Origin of the sequence: Pseudescherichia sp. (genome assembly GCF_032052675.1) — a bacterium.
In the GTDB taxonomy this organism is placed as follows: domain Bacteria; phylum Pseudomonadota; class Gammaproteobacteria; order Enterobacterales; family Enterobacteriaceae; genus Pseudescherichia.
Map to the genome: position 1 here is coordinate 128,505 of NZ_DAMBWA010000005.1, position 17,332 is coordinate 145,836.

Below are 17,332 nucleotides of genomic sequence, written 5' to 3' on the forward strand. Positions count from 1 at the left end.
TGTCTGTTCTTCTACTGCAAAGAAAATCCCCCCGTTAACGGGGGGAGATGTATTATCGGATGTTGGCGCAGGTCAGGCAAAACGCGTAGCGGCTTTGCGGATCGTTAAATACCGCCAGCTTGTCAGTCTCGGTTTTGACCGTATCCGCCGCCGCTGCCAGCGGGGCGGGCAGGTAAGCCTGCAAGGCCTGCGGCAGCATGGCGCGGATCTCACCGGAGAAACCGTCCATCATGCGAGCCAGGAAGGTCGGCTCGTCCTGGTAGTACTCGATATGCCACTGCTTCAGCTTCGCCAGCTCGGCAGCTTTTGCCACGGCATCGTCGAAATCACCCAGCGCATCCACCAGACCGTTGTTTTTCGCATCCTCGCCGGTCCAGACGTGACCCTGAGCAATCTTATCGACCTGTTCCGGCGTCGATTTACGCGCCTGAGCCACAAGAGAGATAAAGCGCTGATAGCCGTTCTCGATGCTCAACTGCATCATCTCCTGCACCTGCGGCGGCAGAGCTTTAGTGACCGACACATCTGCCAGCGGGGAGGTGGCCACACCGTCCGTATGCACGCCCAGTTCATTAAGGCTCTTCTCGACGGTGTTAATCACCCCGAAGATACCGATGGAGCCGGTGAGCGTGCTGGGGTTAGCCACAATGTAGTTGGCCGGGGTGGAGATCCAGTAGCCCCCCGATGCCGCCATACCGCCCATCGAGACTACCACCGGCTTGCCCGCCGCCTTCGCTGCGGCCAGTTCGGCACGGATCACCTCTGAAGCGGTGACGCTGCCGCCAGGGCTGTTAACCCGCAGCACGATGGCTTTAACATTGGGGTCGATGCGCGCGTCACGGATCTGCGCGGCGGTGGTGTCACCCCCCACGTTGCCGGCCGACTCTTCCCCGTCCATGATCGCGCCGTTGGCAAAGATCACCGCCACGCTGCTGCCCACTTCACTCGGTTTTTTCAGTGGATAGTCATACATGCTAATCGCGCGATAGTTTTTATCCTCATCGCTCCAGCCAAACTGTTTTACTAACGCTTTTTCAGCATCGGCGCTGCTGCCCAGCGTATCAACCAGCTTGTTGTCCAGCGCGTATTTAGCGGTGTCGCCACCCACTTTGCGTAAGCCATCCAGCACGCCCTGGGCGCCTGGGAAGAGCTGCTGCGGGGTGATCTGGCGGTTGGCGGCAATCGTACCCAGGTAGTTCTGCCAGAGTTCGCCAATCCAGCGGCTGTCAGCCTCGCGCGCGGCGGGGGACATATCGTCACGGATAAACGGCTCAACGGCAGATTTATAGGTACCCACACGGAAGACGTGGGTCGAGACCTTCAGCTTGTCGAGTAGCGATTTGTAGTAGAGGCCGTTAGTGGCAAAGCCGTGCAGATCTACCATGCCCTGCGGCGAGAGCCACACCTTATTGGCAAAGCTGGCAAGGTAGTACTGCCCCTGGCTGTAGTTATCCCCGACGGCATAGACCGGTTTGCCGCTGTCGCGGAACGCCTTCAGCGCCTTGCCGATATACTGCATTGAGGGCTGATCGGCCCCGGCAAAGTTTTTCAGATCGAGGACAATACCCGTAATATTGCGATCGGCCTGCGCCTGGCGAATAGTCTCCACGATATCAAACAGGGAGTTCTCCTGCAGACGGTCAGAGCTGGCGCCAAACAGCTGGCGGCCCAGCGCGCTCAGCTTGCTGCTGCTGGAAGGTTTATCTACCACCACGCCGGTAATATCAAGAAGTAATGCACCCCGACTGGTATGCTCAGCCGTGCCAGAGCTCAGCTGCATCCAGATGCCGACGCCTACCAGAATCAACAAGATGAAAAAAATATTGAACACCAGCTCACGCATAAAGTTGAGCGCTCGCCACGTCCATTTAAAGAATCCGGCAATAATACGCCAAAGGGTTCGCATGTCTTCTCCCTAACCTGATTAACAACCACCGCACCCCGTGCGGGAATGTGCGGTTATCCTAATTACACGACGGCCTCTTGTCAGCAGGAATCACCGTCGGCGCTGTAACAAAGTTCCCGCGCATGTTAATTTTATGCCCAAATTTGATGACAGGAGTTAACTAATGGACGCACTAGAACTGCTCGTTAACCGTCGCAGCGCCTCCCGGCTGGCTGAACCCGCGCCGGCAGGGGAAATTCTTGAGAACATCCTGCGCGCGGGTATGCGTGCACCGGACCACGGTACGCTGCAACCGTGGCGCTTTTTCATCGTAGAAGGGGAAGGGCGCGAGCGTTTTAGCCAGCTGCTGGCGCGCGCAGCCACCGAGGCCGGGCAGGAAGAGAAGGATATCGATAAGGCCCGCAGCGCGCCGTTTCGTGCGCCGCTGATTATTGCGGTAGTTGCGCACTGTGAAGCCCACCCGAAGGTGCCGCGCTGGGAGCAGCTTCTCTCCGCAGGCTGCGCGGTAATGGCGATGCAGATGGCGGCGCAGGCGCAGGGCTTTAACGGCATCTGGCGCAGCGGGCCGCTAACCGACAGCCCGGTAGTGCGCGAAGCGCTGGCGTGCCGCGAGCAGGATCAGATTGTGGGCTTCCTCTACCTCGGCACGCCGCAGCTGAAGGCTGCTACCACGGTGAGCATCCCGGATACATCCCCTTTCGTCCGCTATTTCTAAGCGCTACCATAATGGGATCGAATTGACAGGAGATGTCCATGAGCGAGCAGGCTATTCGTTTAACACAGTACAGCCACGGTGCAGGTTGCGGGTGCAAAATTTCGCCAAAGGTGCTGGAGACCATTCTGCATAGCGAGCAGGCGAAATTTGTCGATCCTAATCTGCTGGTCGGCAATGAGACGCGGGATGACGCGGCGGTGTACGATCTCGGCAACGGAACGAGCGTCATCAGCACCACCGATTTCTTTATGCCCATCGTGGATAATCCCTACGACTTTGGCCGTATCGCCGCGACCAACGCCATCAGCGACATCTATGCGATGGGTGGTAAACCGATCATGGCGATCGCGATCCTCGGCTGGCCGATCGCCACGCTGTCGCCGGAGATCGCCCGGGAGGTGATCGAGGGTGGGCGCTTTGCCTGCCAGCAGGCGGGAATTGCGCTGGCAGGGGGGCACTCCATCGACGCACCGGAACCTATCTTCGGTCTGGCCGTTACCGGCATTGTGCCGACCGCGCGAGTGAAGAGAAACAGCACCGCCGAGGCGGGGTGCAAGCTATTTCTGACCAAACCGCTGGGGATTGGCGTCCTCACTACCGCCGAGAAAAAATCGCTGCTGCAACCAGAGCATCAGGGGCTGGCGCGGGACGTGATGTGCCAGATGAATATTGCTGGTGCCGCCTTTGCGAACATCCCAGGGGTGAAAGCCATGACCGACGTCACCGGCTTTGGCCTGCTCGGTCATCTGAGCGAGGTGTGCCAGGGGGCGGGCGTGCAGGCGCAGGTACGCTATGAGGCGGTGCCCAAGCTGCCTGGCGTAGAAGAGTACATTGCGCAGGGCGCGGTACCCGGCGGTACGCAGCGCAACTTTGCCAGCTACGGTCACCTGATGGGGCCTATGCCGCAGGCGTGGCGGGATCTGCTCTGCGATCCGCAAACCTCCGGCGGCCTGCTGCTGGCGGTCTCGCCGGAGGCGGAAGCGGAGGTGAAAGCCACCGCCGCCGAGTTTGATATCACCCTCAGCGCCATCGGCGAGCTGGTGACGGCCCGGGCGGGTCGCCCAATGATTGAGATTATTTAAGCAATGCGGTTGTTTATTGCCGAGAAACCCAGCCTGGGTCGCGCCATTGCCGACGTGCTGCCTAAGCCCCATCGCAAGGGCGACGGCTACATCGAGTGTGGCAATGGTCAGGTGGTGACCTGGTGCATCGGCCATCTGCTCGAGCAGGCGCAGCCGGACGTCTATGATAGCCGTTACGCCCGCTGGAGCCTGGCGGATCTGCCTATCGTGCCCGAGAAGTGGCAGCTGCAGCCGCGCGCCTCGGTCACCAAACAGATCAACGTGATCAAGCGTCTGCTCGGCGAGGCCAGCGAGATTGTTCATGCTGGTGACCCGGATCGCGAAGGCCAGCTGCTGGTGGATGAGGTGCTTGACTACCTCCAGCTCCCAGCGGAGAAGCGCCAGCGCGTCCAGCGCTGTTTGATTAACGATCTCAACCCGCAGGCGGTAGAGCGAGCCATTGGTCGCCTGCGCGCCAACAGCGAGTTTATTCCGCTCTGCGTCTCGGCGCTGGCGCGGGCAAGGGCCGACTGGCTCTATGGTATCAATATGACCCGCGCCTGGACGCTGCTGGGGCGCAACGCGGGCTACCAGGGGGTGCTCTCGGTGGGGCGCGTCCAGACCCCGGTGCTGGGGCTGGTGGTGCGCCGCGATGAAGAGATTGAGAACTTTGTCGCTAAAGATTTCTTTGAGGTCAAAGCGCATATCGTTACGCCGAAGGATGAGCGCTTTACCGCCCTTTGGCAGCCGAGCGAGGCCTGCGAGCCGCATCAGGATGAGGAGGGGCGTCTGCTCAACCGGACCCTGGCGGAGCACGTGGTCAAACGGATCTCCGGTCAGCCAGCCCACGTTACCCGCTATAACGACAAGCAGGAGTCGGAGCCCGCGCCGCTGCCGTTCTCGCTCTCTTCATTGCAGATTGAGGCGGCAAAGCGCTTCGGGCTGAGCGCGCAAAACGTGCTGGATATCTGCCAGAAGCTCTATGAGACCCATAAGCTGATCACCTATCCGCGCTCTGACAGCCGCTATCTGCCAGAGGAGCACTTTGCCGGACGCCATTCGGTGATGAAGGCCATTGGCGTGCACGCCCCGGACCTGCTGCCGCAGCCGGCGATCGACGCAGATCGGCGTAACCGCTGCTGGGACGATAAAAAGGTCGACGCCCACCACGCCATTATTCCCACGGCGCGCAGCAGCACGGTGAACCTTCATGAGAATGAAGCGAAGGTCTATGGCCTGATTGCCCGTCAGTATCTGATGCAGTTCTGCCCGGATGCGATGTTCCGCAAGTGCGAGATCGAGCTGGATATCGCCAACGGCAAGTTCCTGGCGAAGGCGCGTTTTCTGGCCCAGGCCGGGTGGCGGACCCTGCTCGGCAGCAAAGAGCGGGACGAAGAGAACGACGGCACGCCGCTGCCGGTGGTGGCGAAGGGCGATGAGCTGCTGTGTGAGAAGGGGGAGGTGGTTGAGCGCCAGACGCAGCCGCCGCGGCCTTTTACCGATGCCACGCTGCTTTCGGCCATGACCGGGATTGCGCGCTTCGTGCAGGATAAAGATCTCAAGAAGATCCTCCGCGCCACCGACGGTCTGGGCACAGAAGCGACTCGTGCAGGGATTATCGAGCTGCTCTTTAAACGTGGGTTCCTGCACAAGAAAGGGCGGAGCATTCTCTCTACCGACGCGGGACGGGCGCTGATCCACTCTCTGCCGGAGATGGCCGCAAGGCCGGATATGACCGCCCACTGGGAGTCAGTCCTGACGCAGATCAGCGAGAAACAGTGCCGCTATCAGGACTTTATGCAGCCGCTGGTGGGCACGCTCTATCAGCTGATCGATCAGGCGCGCAGTACGCCGGTTCGCCAGTTTAAAGGGATTGTTGCGCCGGGCGGCGGCGATAAGAAGAAATTCACTCGCCGTAGGCCCGGTAAGCGTAGCGCCACCGGGCAAGCCGAAACTTAAATTACACCCTGGCCGATCATCGCGTCGGCCACCTTCACGAACCCGGCAATGTTTGCCCCGCGCACGTAGTGGGTCTGTTTACCTTCGCCGCCGTACTCCACGCAGGCGTGGTGAATATCCAACATGATGTGGTGCAGGCGTGCATCGACTTTCTCTGCTTTCCAGCCCAGGCGCGCGGCGTTCTGCGCCATCTCCAGACCGGAAGTGGCGACCCCGCCCGCGTTGGCCGCTTTGCCTGGCGCAAACAGCACCCCCGCCTCAAGGAACAGATCGGTAGCTTCGATGGTAGTGGGCATATTCGCGCCTTCCGCCACCGCCTTCACGCCGTTGGCGATCAGCTGACGGGCTGCTTCCTCGCCCAGCTCGTTCTGGGTCGCGCACGGCAGAGCGATATCCACCGGCACGGACCACGGCTGCTTGCCTTCCAGCCAGACCAGGCCAAACTCGCGGGCGTAGTCGGCGAGACGGCCATCGCGGCTGGCTTTGATTTCGCACAGGCGCGCCAGCTTCTCAACCGTAAAACCAGCTTCATCTACCACGGTGCCGCCGGAATCGGAGGCGGTGATAACGCGAGCGCCAAACTGCATGGCTTTTTCGATAGCGTACTGCGCCACGTTACCGGAGCCAGAGACCGCCACACGCATCCCTTCAAAGCTCAGGCCGTGACGCTTGAGCATCGCGTCAGTGAAGTAGACCAGGCCGTAGCCGGTCGCTTCGGGGCGGATCAGGCTGCCGCCGAAAGAGAGTCCCTTGCCGGTAAAGACGCAGGCGCTGCTGTTGGAGAGCTTTTTCATCATCCCCGCCATAAAGCCCACCTCGCGGCCGCCGACGCCGATATCTCCTGCGGGAACGTCGGTGTCAGGCCCCAGATGGCGATACAGCTCGGTTATCAGCGCCTGGCAGAAACGCATCACTTCACCTTCGCTTTTGCCCTTGGGATCGAAGTCGCTGCCGCCTTTCCCCCCGCCCATCGGCAGGGTGGTGAGGGCGTTTTTAAAGGTCTGCTCAAAGCCAAGGAACTTAAGGATCGACAGGTTTACCGAAGGTTGGAAGCGCATGCCGCCCTTAAATGGGCCGATAGCAGAGTTAAACTGCACGCGCCAGGCGCGGTTGACCTGCACCTGATTCTTATCATCTACCCACACCACGCGAAACTGGATCACCCTCTCCGGCTCTACCAGCCGCTCAAGCAGCGACATTTGACGATAGTGCGGATTTGCTTCAAGAAATGGCCAGAGCGTGGTCATCACCTCGCGAACGGCCTGCGCAAACTCGCTCTGATGCGGGTCGCGCTGTTGAACATGGGTAAGAAATGATTCCAGAGAGCGTGCTTGATCCATAGAGATAAGTTCCTCTTATAATAAATTATGTGCGTTGTGTGAGCGTTTTAGCGCTGTTTTCGACTATACCACCCGTACCACTTTGCCAGGCAAGCGAAAAGTTGACCCGCAAAGGGAAATTTATAAGTGAGCCAAAGTCATAACTAAAAACGATGAGTAGATAAATTAAAGGAACCAGCCCGGTTTACCGTTATAGTGATCGTCAGAACTAAAAAAGGAAGCATCATCGATGAACCGTTACGTGATTGCACTGCTTGGACTTTTATCCGCTGGGGCGCAGGCTGACCCTATCCGCCCGGACGTGGAGGTGAACGTTCCGCCAGAGGTCTTTAGCGCGGGCGGACAGCGTCCGCAGCCCTGTAATCTGTGCTGTATCTATCAGGATCAGAACTACTCGGAAGGCGCGGTGATCAAGGCAGAGGGGGTACTACTGCAGTGCCAGCGCGACGAACGTACGCTCAGCACTAACCCGCTGGTGTGGCGGCGAGTACGGGAATAAGTGTGTTTAATGCCCGGCGGCCGCCTGCACGGGCCTACATGTGGCAAGCTCCGTAGGCCGGGCAAGGCGTATCCGCCGCCCGGCGTTATCTAACCGGATCAGAGCGTAAAGCTGGCCCATACCGGCGCATGGTCGGAGGGCTTCTCCATGCTGCGGATATCGTAATCGATGCCGGTCTCCTGGCAACGGCTTGCCAGCGACTGGCTGGCGAGCAGCAGATCGATACGCAGCCCACGGTTGTCATCAAACCCTTTTGAGCGGTAGTCGAACCAGGAGTAGCGATCCTGCGTTTCCGGGTTCGCGTGGCGGAAGGTATCCACCAGCCCCCACTCCAGCAGGCGGCCCAGCCACTCACGCTCTTCCGGCAGGAACGAGCACTTGCCGCCGCGCAGCCAGCGCTTACGGCTCTCTTCGCCGATGCCGATATCGAGATCCGTGGGGCTAATATTCATGTCGCCCATGATTAGTACCGGGCTATCCTTCTTCAGCTCGTTATCCAGATAGCTCTGCAGATCGGCATAAAACTTCTCTTTCGCCGGGAATTTTGTCGGATGGTCGCGGCTTTCGCCCTGCGGGAAATAGCCGTTGATCACTGTAATATTGCCGAGCGTAGAAGGGATCTCTGCCATGATGATCCGGCGCTGCGCCTCGCCGTCGTCACCGGGAAAGCCGCGACGCACTGAGACCGGTGTCTCTTTAGTCAGCAGCGCCACGCCGTAATGCCCTTTCTGGCCGTGATAAAAGACGTTGTAGCCCAGCTTCGCCACCTCTTCGAGCGGGAACATATCGTCGTGAACCTTTGTCTCCTGCAGGCCAATCACGTCCGGCTGGTGTTTCTCTACGATTGCCGCCAGCTGATGGGGGCGCGCGCGCAGCCCGTTGATATTAAAAGAAACAAATTTCATATTTTCTGCCACATAGCCAATAAGTAAGCCCAGATGTTAACAGAAAAAACGCAGCGTATCCGCTCTGGATTAGTAATATGCATCACGCCCTATAAAAGGGCAGTCTGCACCGCAATAGAGCGCTAAACGGCGGTAAGTTTCGCTTGCGATCACACTTCCAGAATTAAATTTTATCCCTGCATAAATCTGCTGCTCTCACACCTCGCCATCGGCCTTTTTAATAATATTATTCACTTTTTATGCAGTTTTATTGAATAGCGTTCTGCTGTAACTCATTGATATTTCGTTTCCGCTCCGACGTTATGCATTTTTATCGCTGGCTGGCACGATGCGTGCAATCTACATTCACAGGGCCAATGTTCACAATAATTAACATATTAACAACGTTTCATTTACCTGATGAGGTTGCTATGTCTCTGTCAGTTACGCGTGAGAGTTTTGATGAGTGGATGCTGCCGGTGTATGCGCCTGCACCTTTTATTCCGGTTCGTGGTGAGGGTTCCCGCCTGTGGGATCAGCAGGGGAAAGAGTATATCGACTTCGCTGGCGGCATTGCCGTTAACGCGCTGGGCCATGCTCACCCGGGCCTGTGCCGCGCCCTGAGCGAACAGGCGGGCAAGTTCTGGCATACCGGCAACGGCTACACCAACGAGCCAGCGCTGCGGCTGGCAAAACGACTTATCGATGCCACTTTTGCCGATCGGGTCTTCTTCTGTAACTCCGGCGCGGAAGCCAACGAGGCAGCGCTTAAGCTGGCGCGCAAATATGCGCACGACCGCTATGGCGCGCAGAAGAGCGGCATTGTCGCCTTTAAAAATGCCTTTCATGGCCGGACGCTGTTTACCGTCAGCGCCGGAGGCCAGCCTACCTACTCGCAGGATTTTGCCCCGCTGCCGCCAGATATCCACCACGCGGTGTTTAACGATATTGCCTCTGCTCAGGCGCTGATTACCGATGCTACCTGCGCGGTGATTGTTGAACCCATTCAGGGCGAAGGCGGCGTAGTGCCAGCGAAGCCCGAATTTCTACAGGCGCTGCGTGAGCTGTGCGATCGCCATAACGCGCTGCTGATCTTTGATGAGGTGCAGACGGGAGTGGGGCGTACCGGCGAGCTCTATGCCTATATGCACTACGGCATCACGCCGGACGTGCTGACCACCGCCAAAGCGTTGGGCGGTGGTTTTCCGATTGGCGCGATGCTGACGCGAGAGGCATTCGCCAGCGTGATGACCGTCGGCACGCACGGGACAACCTACGGCGGTAATCCGCTGGCCGCTGCCGTGGCGGGGGCGCTGCTGGATAACGTCAATAACAGCGCTTTCCTTGATGGTGTGAAGCAGCGCCAGCAGGCATTTGTCGAGCAGCTACAGGGAATCAATGCCCGTTTGGCCCTGTTTAAAGAGATCAGAGGCGTCGGCCTGCTGATTGGCTGCGAGCTGAACGCCGCCTGGAGTGGGAAAGCCAAACAGATCGCCCAGCTTGCTGCCGAGGAGGGCGCGATGGTGCTGATCGCCGGAGGCAACGTGGTGCGCTTCGCCCCGGCGCTAAATATCAGCGACGAGGAGATCCGCATCGGCATAGAACGCTTCTCCCACGCCTGCGAACGATTTCTTGCGGGGTACGCAACATGATGGTGATCCGTCCGATTGAGCACAGCGATCTGCCCGCCCTGATGCGGCTGGCGGGAAAAACCGGGGGCGGGCTCACTTCGCTCCCCGCCGACGAGGCCACGCTTGCGGCGCGTATCACCAGGGCACGACAGACCTGGCAGGGCGAGCTGCCCAAAAGCGAACAGGGCTATCTGTTTGTGCTGGAGGATACAGACAGCGGCACGGTGGCCGGAGTCTGCGCTATTGAGGTTGCCGTCGGGCTGAACGATCCCTGGTACAACTATCGGGTCGGCACCCTGGTGCATGCCTCCAAAGAGCTTAACGTCTACAACGCCTTGCCTACGCTGTTTTTAAGTAATGACCATACCGGTAGCAGCGAGCTGTGCACCCTGTTTCTCGATCCCGACTGGCGTAAGGCGGGTAACGGCTACCTGCTCTCTAAATCGCGGTTTATGTTTATGGCGGCGTTTCGCGATCGCTTTAACGAAAAGGTCGTCGCCGAGATGCGCGGCGTGATCAGCGAGGATGGCTACTCGCCTTTCTGGGATAGCCTGGGGAAAACGTTCTTCTCGATGTCCTTTAGCCGTGCCGATCGCCTGTGCGGCATCGGGCAAAAGGCTTTTATCGCCGAGCTGATGCCCAAGCATCCTATCTATACCCAGTTCCTGTCGGCGGAGGCGCAGGCGGTAATCGGAGAGGTGCATCCGCAAACTGCCCCGGCCCGTGCGGTGCTGGAGAAAGAGGGTTTTCGCTACCGGAACTACATCGACATTTTCGACGGCGGTCCAACGCTGGAGTGTGATATTGACCGGGTTCGCGCCATACGCAAAAGCCGCCTGGTAGAGGTGGCCGAAGGGCAGCCCGCGCCAGGGGAGTGGCCGCTCTGCATGGTGGCTAACGAGCAGTACCAGCAGTTTCGCGTCATGCTGGTAGCCGCTAACCCGGATACCGAACGGCTGGTGCTGAGCGCCGCCCAGCTGGACACCCTGAAATGCCACCCGGGCGACACGGTTCGCCTGGTACGCCTCTGTGCCGAGGAGAAAACAGTATGAGCTTATGGATTAACGGTGACTGGGTGACCGGTCAGGGCGTCCGGCGTGAGAAGCGCGATCCGGTGAATAGCGATCTGCTCTGGCAAGGAGAAGATGCAGATGCCGAGCAAGTTGCCCAGGCATGCCGGGCTGCCCGCACCGCCTTTCCCGGCTGGGCGTCGCAGCCTTTTGCTGCCCGCCAGGGCGTAGTGGAAAAATTTGCCGCGCTGCTGGAGGAGAATAAAAGCGCGCTGACGGAGATCATTGCCCGGGAGACAGGCAAGCCGCGCTGGGAAGCGGCAACGGAAGTTACCGCCATGATTAACAAGGCTGCCATCTCGATAAAGGCCTGGCATGTGCGGACCGGCGAGCAGCAGACGGCAATGGCGGACGGCGCGGCAACCCTGCGCCATCGTCCCCACGGCGTGCTGGCCGTTTTCGGCCCCTATAACTTCCCGGGGCATCTTCCTAATGGCCACATTATTCCGGCCCTGCTGGCAGGTAATACGCTGGTGTTCAAGCCCAGCGAGCTGACGCCGCACAGCGGCGAGGCGGTGGTGAAGCTCTGGGAGCAGGCTGGCCTGCCTGCTGGCGTGCTCAATCTGGTACAGGGCGGACGTGAAACGGGTCAGGCCCTTAGCAGCCTGCCGGATCTTGATGGCCTGCTCTTCACCGGCAGCGCCAGCACCGGTTACCAGCTGCATCGCCAGCTTGCCGGACAGCCAGAGAAGATCCTCGCCCTTGAGATGGGGGGAAACAATCCCCTGATCGTGGATGACGTGGCGGATCGTGATGCCGCCGTGCACCTGACGATTCAATCGGCGTTTATTACCGCCGGTCAGCGCTGTACCTGCGCCCGTCGCCTGCTGGTGAAGCGCGGCGCGGAAGGCGATGCTTTTCTCGCCAGGCTAGTGGAGGTTGCAGGTCGCATCGTGCCCGGTAGCTGGAACGCCGAGCCACAGCCGTTTATCGGCGGGCTGATCTCTGAGCATGCCGCTGAGCAGGTTTATCAGGCATGGCAGGCCCATGAGGCGCGCGGCGGCAGAACCCTACTGGCGCCGAAGCGCCTTAAGGCCGCAACCTCGCTGCTCACGCCGGGTATCATCGATCTCACCGGTGTGGCGAACGTGCCGGACGAGGAGGTATTCGGCCCGCTGCTGGGGGTCTGGCGCTACGATAGCTGGGAAGAGGCGATTACGCTGGCCAACGCCACCCGCTACGGGCTGGCCTGCGGCCTGGTCTCGGCGGATCGCGAGAAGTTTGATGCTCTGCTGCTGGCGGCGCGGGCCGGGATCGTTAACTGGAACAAACCTCTGACCGGCGCGGCAAGCACGGCCCCCTTTGGCGGCATCGGGGCGTCGGGTAACCATCGTCCCAGCGCCTGGTACGCCGCCGACTACTGCGCGTGGCCAATGGCGAGCCTGGAGTCTCCCAGTTTGACGCTGCCGGAGACGCTCAGCCCGGGGCTGCACTTTACACCGGAGGAGGGAGCATGAAGGCGCACGAGGTAAACTTTGACGGCCTGGTGGGGCTGACCCATCACTATGCCGGACTCTCTTTTGGTAACGAAGCGTCGACCAGGCACCGTAATCAGGTTTCCAACCCAAAACTGGCAGCGAAGCAGGGCCTGCTGAAGATGAAGGCACTAAGCGACGCGGGCTTCCCCCAGGCGGTGATCCCGCCCCAGGAGCGGCCCAACGTGGCGGTGCTGCGTCAGTTGGGGTTCAGCGGTAGCGATGAGCAGGTGGTTGGCAAAGCGGCAGCACAGACGCCGGAGCTGCTCTCGGCAGCCAGCTCGGCCTCATCCATGTGGGTCGCCAACGCTGCGACAGTCTGCCCCTCCGCCGACGCGCTGGATGGCCGGGTGCATCTCACCGTTGCTAACCTCAACAACAAATTTCATCGTTCAAGCGAAGCGCCGACCACCGAGGCGCTGCTGCGGGCTATTTTCCGTGACGAGGCTCGTTTCTCCGTGCATTCGGCGCTGCCGCAGGTAGCGCGCTTTGGCGACGAAGGCGCGGCAAACCACAATCGTCTTGGCGGGGAGTATGGTGAGCCGGGTCTTCAACTCTTTATCTACGGACGCGAGGAGCACGGCCACGCTGCACCCGAACGCTATCCTGCTCGTCAGACCCTGGAGGCAAGCCAGGCGGTAGTGCGGCTAAATCAGGTCCATCCGGATCGGGTCATGTTCGCCCAGCAGAACCCTACGGTCATTGACGAAGGGGTATTCCACAACGATGTGATAGCGGTAAGCAATCGCCAGCTGCTGTTCTGCCATGAGCGAGCCTTTGTTAAGCAGTGCGGGCTGCTGAGTCATCTGGCGGAGCGCGTGCCAGGCTTTCAGGCGATTCAGGTGCCGGAGGAGGCGGTATCGGTGAAGGATGCCGTAGCAACCTACCTGTTTAACAGCCAGCTGCTGAGCCGGGAAGATGGCTCGATGGTGCTGGTGGTGCCCCAGGAGTCACAGGAGCACACAGGCGTCTGGCGCTATCTCAACGGTCTTCTGGCAGAGGATAATCCGATCCGCGAGCTAAAAGTGTTCGATCTGCGGGAGAGCATGGCTAACGGCGGCGGTCCGGCCTGCCTGCGCCTGCGCGTGGTGCTGACGGAGGCGGAGCGGCAGGCGGTTAACCCGGCGGTGATAATGAACGATGCGCTCTTTAATCGACTCAATGAGTGGGTGGATCGCTACTACCGCGATCGTTTGACCCAGGCCGATCTTGCCGATCCACAGTTGCTGCGGGAGGGGCGGGAGGCGTTAGACCAGCTGTCGCAGCTGCTGGATCTTGGCTCGGTCTATCCTTTCCAGCGTTAACGGAGACGCTATGCAAGATTTTCTCGCTTTAACGTTGGCTGGAGCCCATCCTGATAAGCCACATGGTGACACTGTCACGTTTAGTTGGCGCTGGCACGCTGAAGGTGTGCTGGAGCTTATGCCGCATCAGCCTGTAGAGCGTGCCCTTGTGCTCTCAACGGGGATCCACGGCAATGAGACCGCCCCGGTTGAGATAGTCGATAGGCTATTAAAGGCGCTATTTGACGGCTCGCTGACGCTATGCTGGCGTGTGCTGGTGGTGCTGGGCAATCCTGAAGCGCTGCGTACCCATCAGCGCTATCTGCATGCCGATCTCAATCGCCTGTTTGGCGAGCGCTGGCAGGGTTATCCCCCCAGCCTGGAGACCGAGCGAGCAGCGCAGCTTGAGCAGGCGCTGGACCGCTTCTTTACCGACGGCGCGACAGAGACGCGCTGGCATCTCGATCTGCATACCGCGATACGCGGCTCGCATCACCTGCGCTTCGGTGTTTTACCCGCCCGTACAACGCCGTGGAATGAATCATTCCTGCAATGGTTAGGCGATGCGGGGCTGGAGGCGCTGGTCTTTCACCAATCACCGGGTGGCACCTTTACCCACTTTAGCTGCGAACGATTCAACGCGCTGGCCTGCACGCTGGAGCTGGGGAAAGCACTTCCCTTTGGCGAGAACGATCTTAGCCAGTTCGCGGTGACCCAGAGTGCCCTGGCGGCATTGCTAAGCGATACTCCCTGGACAAGCCAGCATAAACCCGTGCTGCGCTACCGCGTTGCGCAGCAGATTACGCGTCACGGAGAGAGCTTCCATCTCTGTATGTCTGCCCAGACGCTTAACTTCACGCCATTTAGCGCGGGAACTCTGCTGGCAGAAGAGGGGGAGAAGCGCTATGTAGTCCAACATGAGACAGAGTACGTATTATTTCCAAATCCAAACGTTGCCCCTGGCCTGCGGGCAGGTTTAATGCTTGTGGAGATGAAATAGAAAAGCGGTTGAGGGTATTACAGATTTTTCTTACAAAACTGCTTTATTAATAATCGATGGAGGAGTATGCTCCTCCATATTGCCTTCAAAATCATCGCTTTGAATATTTTCGCTACACCTCTCCATCTTTTTTCCTTATTATCTTCATAATTGCGCAGAAAGTGTTTTTTATACTTTCACTGTTTTACCGTTGCACTGATTAATTGACGAAAAAGGTCGTAAAGTTAATCTCGTCAACACGGCAACGTGCCGTAAGAATAACTGAAAGAAGGATAAAGACTATGCGTAAATTAACCGCTCTGTTTGTTGCCTCTACCCTGGCGTTCGGCGCTGCTAACATGGCTCACGCTGCCGAAACCACAGCCGCACCGGACAACGGCGCAGCAATGCACCATAAAGGCAAAATGGGTCCGCATCACGATATGATGTTTAAAGACCTCAACCTGACCGACGCGCAGAAACAGCAGATCCGTGAGATCATGAAGAGCCAGCGTGACCAGATGAAGCGTCCATCAGTGGATGAGCGCCGCGCCGCCCATAACATTATCGCCAGCGACACCTTCGACAAGGCGAAAGCGGAAGCGCAGATTGATAAAATGGCCGAGCAGAACAAAGCCCGTATGCTGGCCCATATGGAAACCCAGAACAAAATTTATAACATCCTGACGCCGGAACAGAAAAAGCAGTTTAATGCCAATTTTGAGAAGCGTCTGACAGAACGTAAAGCGCCAGAAGGTAAAATGCCTGAACCTGCTGAGTAATTCGGCACACTTTCTTAAGACCGCCGGTCTTGTCCACATCCCCCCATCGGGCTGTGGGCAGGCCCGGCGGTTTTTTCTTTGATCCCCTCTTTGTTAGCCGCTAACGAAACGGTATGCTCATGGCGAACAGCAATCGATAACAAAAAAGCGTGACGGCCTTAACCGTTGCGCGGACGCGCGTGCGTGTCATTGAGGGTGATGATGGAATACTTTGATATTCGTAAAATGCCGGTCAACTTATGGCGAAATGGCGCAGGGGAGACCCGTGAAATTTGCTGCTTCCCGGCAGCAACCCGTGATTTTGACTGGCGCGCCAGTATTGCTTCGCTTGCCAGCAACGGCGGTTTTCCGCAGTTTACCGGCGTAGACCGGGTAATTACCTTGATTGAGGGGGGAGAGGTCACGCTTGATGGCGGCAGCGCATTTAACCATACGCTTAAGCGACTCCAGCCCTTTACCTTCGCTGGCGAACAGCTGGTAAAGGCGCAGCTCTCTGACGGTCAGATGTCGATGGATTTTAATATTATGACTCGCCGGGATCGCTGTCAGGCGAAGGTGCGCGTTGCCGATCGCACCTTCACAACTTTTGCTTCACGGGGCGGGGTGGTGTTTGTCCTGAGCGGGGCGTGGCAGCTGGGAGATAAGCTGCTCACTGCCGATCAGGGCGCCTGGTGGCAGGAGGGGCATCATACGCTGCGGCTACTGAAGTCAGAAGGCCAGCTGCTGTTCAGCGAAATCACCTGGCTGCCGGGCCACTAATGCCGTAACTGCCCGCCTGCGGCTGGCGACACCGCAGGCGGGCAACGTTTACTCCGTCGGCCAGGGCAGTTCGGTAATATCGTGCTGACCGGTAATCAGCGGCTTACATAGGATCTTATATCCGTCCTGATCGAAGCTTGCCTGGGGACGCGGCAGGCTGGCCGCCTCGTCAAGCGAATCCACCGAGCCTAGCCACAGCCAGTTGTGGATAATGTGGTACTGCGTCATCTCGCCGCTGCTCTCTTTGAGCGCTACCGGGCCGCGCCACGGCCAGCACACCAGCCGCGTACGCTCAAGCGCGTCAATCAGTCGTTGATTATGCGCCTCTACGCTCTCCTTGCCGCAGCACGCGCCCGCGCAGCGGTTAAGCGCTGAGCGAAAACAGCCGCGGCCTCGGGTCAACGACTCCAGCCCCAGCAGACCGTAGCAGAGCTTTTGCTCGTCGGCGATGCTTTGCAGCGTTTGCAACGCTGCCCGGCGGTTGGCGAACAGACCATACAGCCCCGGCTGTGCCGAGAAGTCGACTTCACGGGCATAGACGACCTGCGGTTTTTCACCCTCCAGCAGCAGAGAGCAGAGCTGGCGATTACGCCGCAGCCGTTTGTTGAACAGCGGCTGCTGCTCCTTAATCAGCTGTGCCTCCAGCAACAGCGCGCCAATTTCACCGGCGGTACGCACCCAGGTGATGCGCCGCGACTGGCGCAGCATGGCGGCCTCATCCGCGGTGCGCAGATGGGAGAGCACGCGGCTGCGAATATTGATGCTCTTGCCGATATAGAGCGGCATCGCTTCACTTTCGCCATGAAAGAAGTAGACGCCGGGATGCTTAGGTAAAGCCTCAAGCCACGGCCGCAGATGTTCGGGATACTCATAGATAGCCGCCGCTTCAAAATCCAGACGCGGGGCCGATTGACGCCTCACCACAGATAAACTCCTGATACTGGTTACTTATCCAGTGTAGCAGGCAATGAGTGGTGAAAAAAGAGGCG

15 protein-coding genes are annotated in these 17,332 nt (G+C 59.0%); 11 read left to right on the forward strand and 4 right to left on the reverse strand.

Annotation, left to right across the window (positions count from 1 at the left end; genetic code table 11):
- Positions 1-52: 52 nt before the first annotated feature.
- Positions 53-1,906, reverse strand: a complete 1,854-nt coding sequence (sppA, locus tag RTX96_RS09080) for a signal peptide peptidase SppA (RefSeq protein WP_312670772.1) — start codon at positions 1,904-1,906, stop codon at positions 53-55.
- A gap of 163 nt (positions 1,907-2,069) precedes the next feature.
- Between sppA and RTX96_RS09085 the strand changes: the two genes are divergently transcribed.
- Genes RTX96_RS09085 through RTX96_RS09095 form a run of 3 tightly spaced genes read left to right on the forward strand, consistent with a single transcriptional unit; the run spans position 2,070 to position 5,641 of the window.
- Positions 2,070-2,621: an NAD(P)H nitroreductase gene (locus RTX96_RS09085; protein WP_312670773.1), complete on the forward strand. Its 552-nt coding sequence runs from the start codon at positions 2,070-2,072 to the stop codon at positions 2,619-2,621.
- A gap of 38 nt (positions 2,622-2,659) precedes the next feature.
- Positions 2,660-3,703 carry a selenide, water dikinase SelD gene (selD, locus tag RTX96_RS09090; RefSeq protein ID WP_103821136.1) on the forward strand — a complete coding sequence of 348 codons (1,044 nt, stop codon included), beginning with the start codon at positions 2,660-2,662 and terminating at the stop codon, positions 3,701-3,703.
- Positions 3,704-3,706: 3 nt separating this feature from the next.
- A complete protein-coding gene (locus RTX96_RS09095; RefSeq protein ID WP_312670774.1) occupies positions 3,707-5,641 on the forward strand; it encodes a DNA topoisomerase III in 1,935 nt (644 codons plus the stop codon).
- Here RTX96_RS09095 and gdhA read toward each other — a convergent pair.
- The gene (gdhA, locus tag RTX96_RS09100) at positions 5,638-6,981 is read right to left on the reverse strand and encodes an NADP-specific glutamate dehydrogenase (protein WP_312670775.1); all 1,344 of its coding nucleotides are present in this window, start codon (positions 6,979-6,981) and stop codon (positions 5,638-5,640) included. The two genes, RTX96_RS09095 and gdhA, sit on opposite strands and share 4 nt — an antisense overlap.
- Before the next feature lie 229 nt (positions 6,982-7,210).
- On the opposite strand from gdhA, the gene RTX96_RS09105 reads away from it, so the two are divergent.
- On the forward strand, positions 7,211-7,480 hold the full coding sequence (locus RTX96_RS09105; RefSeq protein WP_103821133.1) for a YnjH family protein: 270 nt from the start codon (positions 7,211-7,213) through the stop codon (positions 7,478-7,480).
- Positions 7,481-7,578: 98 nt separating this feature from the next.
- Here RTX96_RS09105 and xthA read toward each other — a convergent pair whose 3' ends face one another.
- Positions 7,579-8,385 carry an exodeoxyribonuclease III gene (gene xthA, locus RTX96_RS09110; RefSeq protein WP_103821132.1) on the reverse strand — a complete coding sequence of 269 codons (807 nt, stop codon included), beginning with the start codon at positions 8,383-8,385 and terminating at the stop codon, positions 7,579-7,581.
- Positions 8,386-8,795: 410 nt separating this feature from the next.
- On the opposite strand from xthA, the gene RTX96_RS09115 reads away from it, so the two are divergent.
- The 7 genes from RTX96_RS09115 to ves all read left to right on the forward strand — a co-directional run bounded on the left by RTX96_RS09115 (position 8,796) and on the right by ves (position 16,343).
- Positions 8,796-10,016, forward strand: coding sequence for an aspartate aminotransferase family protein (locus tag RTX96_RS09115; protein ID WP_312670776.1), 1,221 nt, complete (start codon positions 8,796-8,798; stop codon positions 10,014-10,016).
- Positions 10,013-11,047 carry an arginine N-succinyltransferase gene (astA, locus tag RTX96_RS09120; protein WP_312670777.1) on the forward strand — a complete coding sequence of 345 codons (1,035 nt, stop codon included), beginning with the start codon at positions 10,013-10,015 and terminating at the stop codon, positions 11,045-11,047. The genes RTX96_RS09115 and astA overlap by 4 nt, the downstream gene beginning before the upstream one ends.
- Positions 11,044-12,522 carry a succinylglutamate-semialdehyde dehydrogenase gene (astD, locus tag RTX96_RS09125; RefSeq protein ID WP_312670778.1) on the forward strand — a complete coding sequence of 493 codons (1,479 nt, stop codon included), beginning with the start codon at positions 11,044-11,046 and terminating at the stop codon, positions 12,520-12,522. Before astA ends, astD begins: the two co-directional genes overlap by 4 nt.
- Positions 12,519-13,844 (forward strand): N-succinylarginine dihydrolase, encoded by a 1,326-nt coding sequence (gene astB, locus RTX96_RS09130; RefSeq protein ID WP_312269674.1) that lies wholly within the window; start codon positions 12,519-12,521, stop codon positions 13,842-13,844. The genes astD and astB overlap by 4 nt, the downstream gene beginning before the upstream one ends.
- 10 nt (positions 13,845-13,854) lie before the next feature.
- A complete protein-coding gene (astE, locus tag RTX96_RS09135; protein WP_312670779.1) occupies positions 13,855-14,823 on the forward strand; it encodes a succinylglutamate desuccinylase in 969 nt (322 codons plus the stop codon).
- A gap of 281 nt (positions 14,824-15,104) precedes the next feature.
- On the forward strand, positions 15,105-15,584 hold the full coding sequence (gene spy / locus RTX96_RS09140) for an ATP-independent periplasmic protein-refolding chaperone Spy (protein ID WP_103821126.1): 480 nt from the start codon (positions 15,105-15,107) through the stop codon (positions 15,582-15,584).
- 201 nt (positions 15,585-15,785) lie between these two features.
- On the forward strand, positions 15,786-16,343 hold the full coding sequence (ves, locus tag RTX96_RS09145; protein ID WP_103821125.1) for an environmental stress-induced protein Ves: 558 nt from the start codon (positions 15,786-15,788) through the stop codon (positions 16,341-16,343).
- A 48-nt stretch (positions 16,344-16,391) separates the two neighbouring features.
- Here ves and cho read toward each other — a convergent pair whose 3' ends face one another.
- Complete coding sequence (gene cho / locus RTX96_RS09150; protein WP_103821124.1) at positions 16,392-17,267, reverse strand: excinuclease Cho; 876 nt, start codon at positions 17,265-17,267, stop codon at positions 16,392-16,394.
- Positions 17,268-17,332 lie beyond the last annotated feature (65 nt).

Coding starts and splice junctions, on each gene's coding strand:
- sppA (WP_312670772.1), bottom strand. CDS start 1,906: ATGCGAACCCTTTGGCGTATTATTGCCGGATTCTTTAAATGGACGTGG.
- RTX96_RS09085 (WP_312670773.1), top strand. CDS start 2,070: ATGGACGCACTAGAACTGCTCGTTAACCGTCGCAGCGCCTCCCGGCTG.
- selD (WP_103821136.1), top strand. CDS start 2,660: ATGAGCGAGCAGGCTATTCGTTTAACACAGTACAGCCACGGTGCAGGT.
- RTX96_RS09095 (WP_312670774.1), top strand. CDS start 3,707: ATGCGGTTGTTTATTGCCGAGAAACCCAGCCTGGGTCGCGCCATTGCC.
- gdhA (WP_312670775.1), bottom strand. CDS start 6,981: ATGGATCAAGCACGCTCTCTGGAATCATTTCTTACCCATGTTCAACAG.
- RTX96_RS09105 (WP_103821133.1), top strand. CDS start 7,211: ATGAACCGTTACGTGATTGCACTGCTTGGACTTTTATCCGCTGGGGCG.
- xthA (WP_103821132.1), bottom strand. CDS start 8,385: ATGAAATTTGTTTCTTTTAATATCAACGGGCTGCGCGCGCGCCCCCAT.
- RTX96_RS09115 (WP_312670776.1), top strand. CDS start 8,796: ATGTCTCTGTCAGTTACGCGTGAGAGTTTTGATGAGTGGATGCTGCCG.
- astA (WP_312670777.1), top strand. CDS start 10,013: ATGATGGTGATCCGTCCGATTGAGCACAGCGATCTGCCCGCCCTGATG.
- astD (WP_312670778.1), top strand. CDS start 11,044: ATGAGCTTATGGATTAACGGTGACTGGGTGACCGGTCAGGGCGTCCGG.
- astB (WP_312269674.1), top strand. CDS start 12,519: ATGAAGGCGCACGAGGTAAACTTTGACGGCCTGGTGGGGCTGACCCAT.
- astE (WP_312670779.1), top strand. CDS start 13,855: ATGCAAGATTTTCTCGCTTTAACGTTGGCTGGAGCCCATCCTGATAAG.
- spy (WP_103821126.1), top strand. CDS start 15,105: ATGCGTAAATTAACCGCTCTGTTTGTTGCCTCTACCCTGGCGTTCGGC.
- ves (WP_103821125.1), top strand. CDS start 15,786: ATGGAATACTTTGATATTCGTAAAATGCCGGTCAACTTATGGCGAAAT.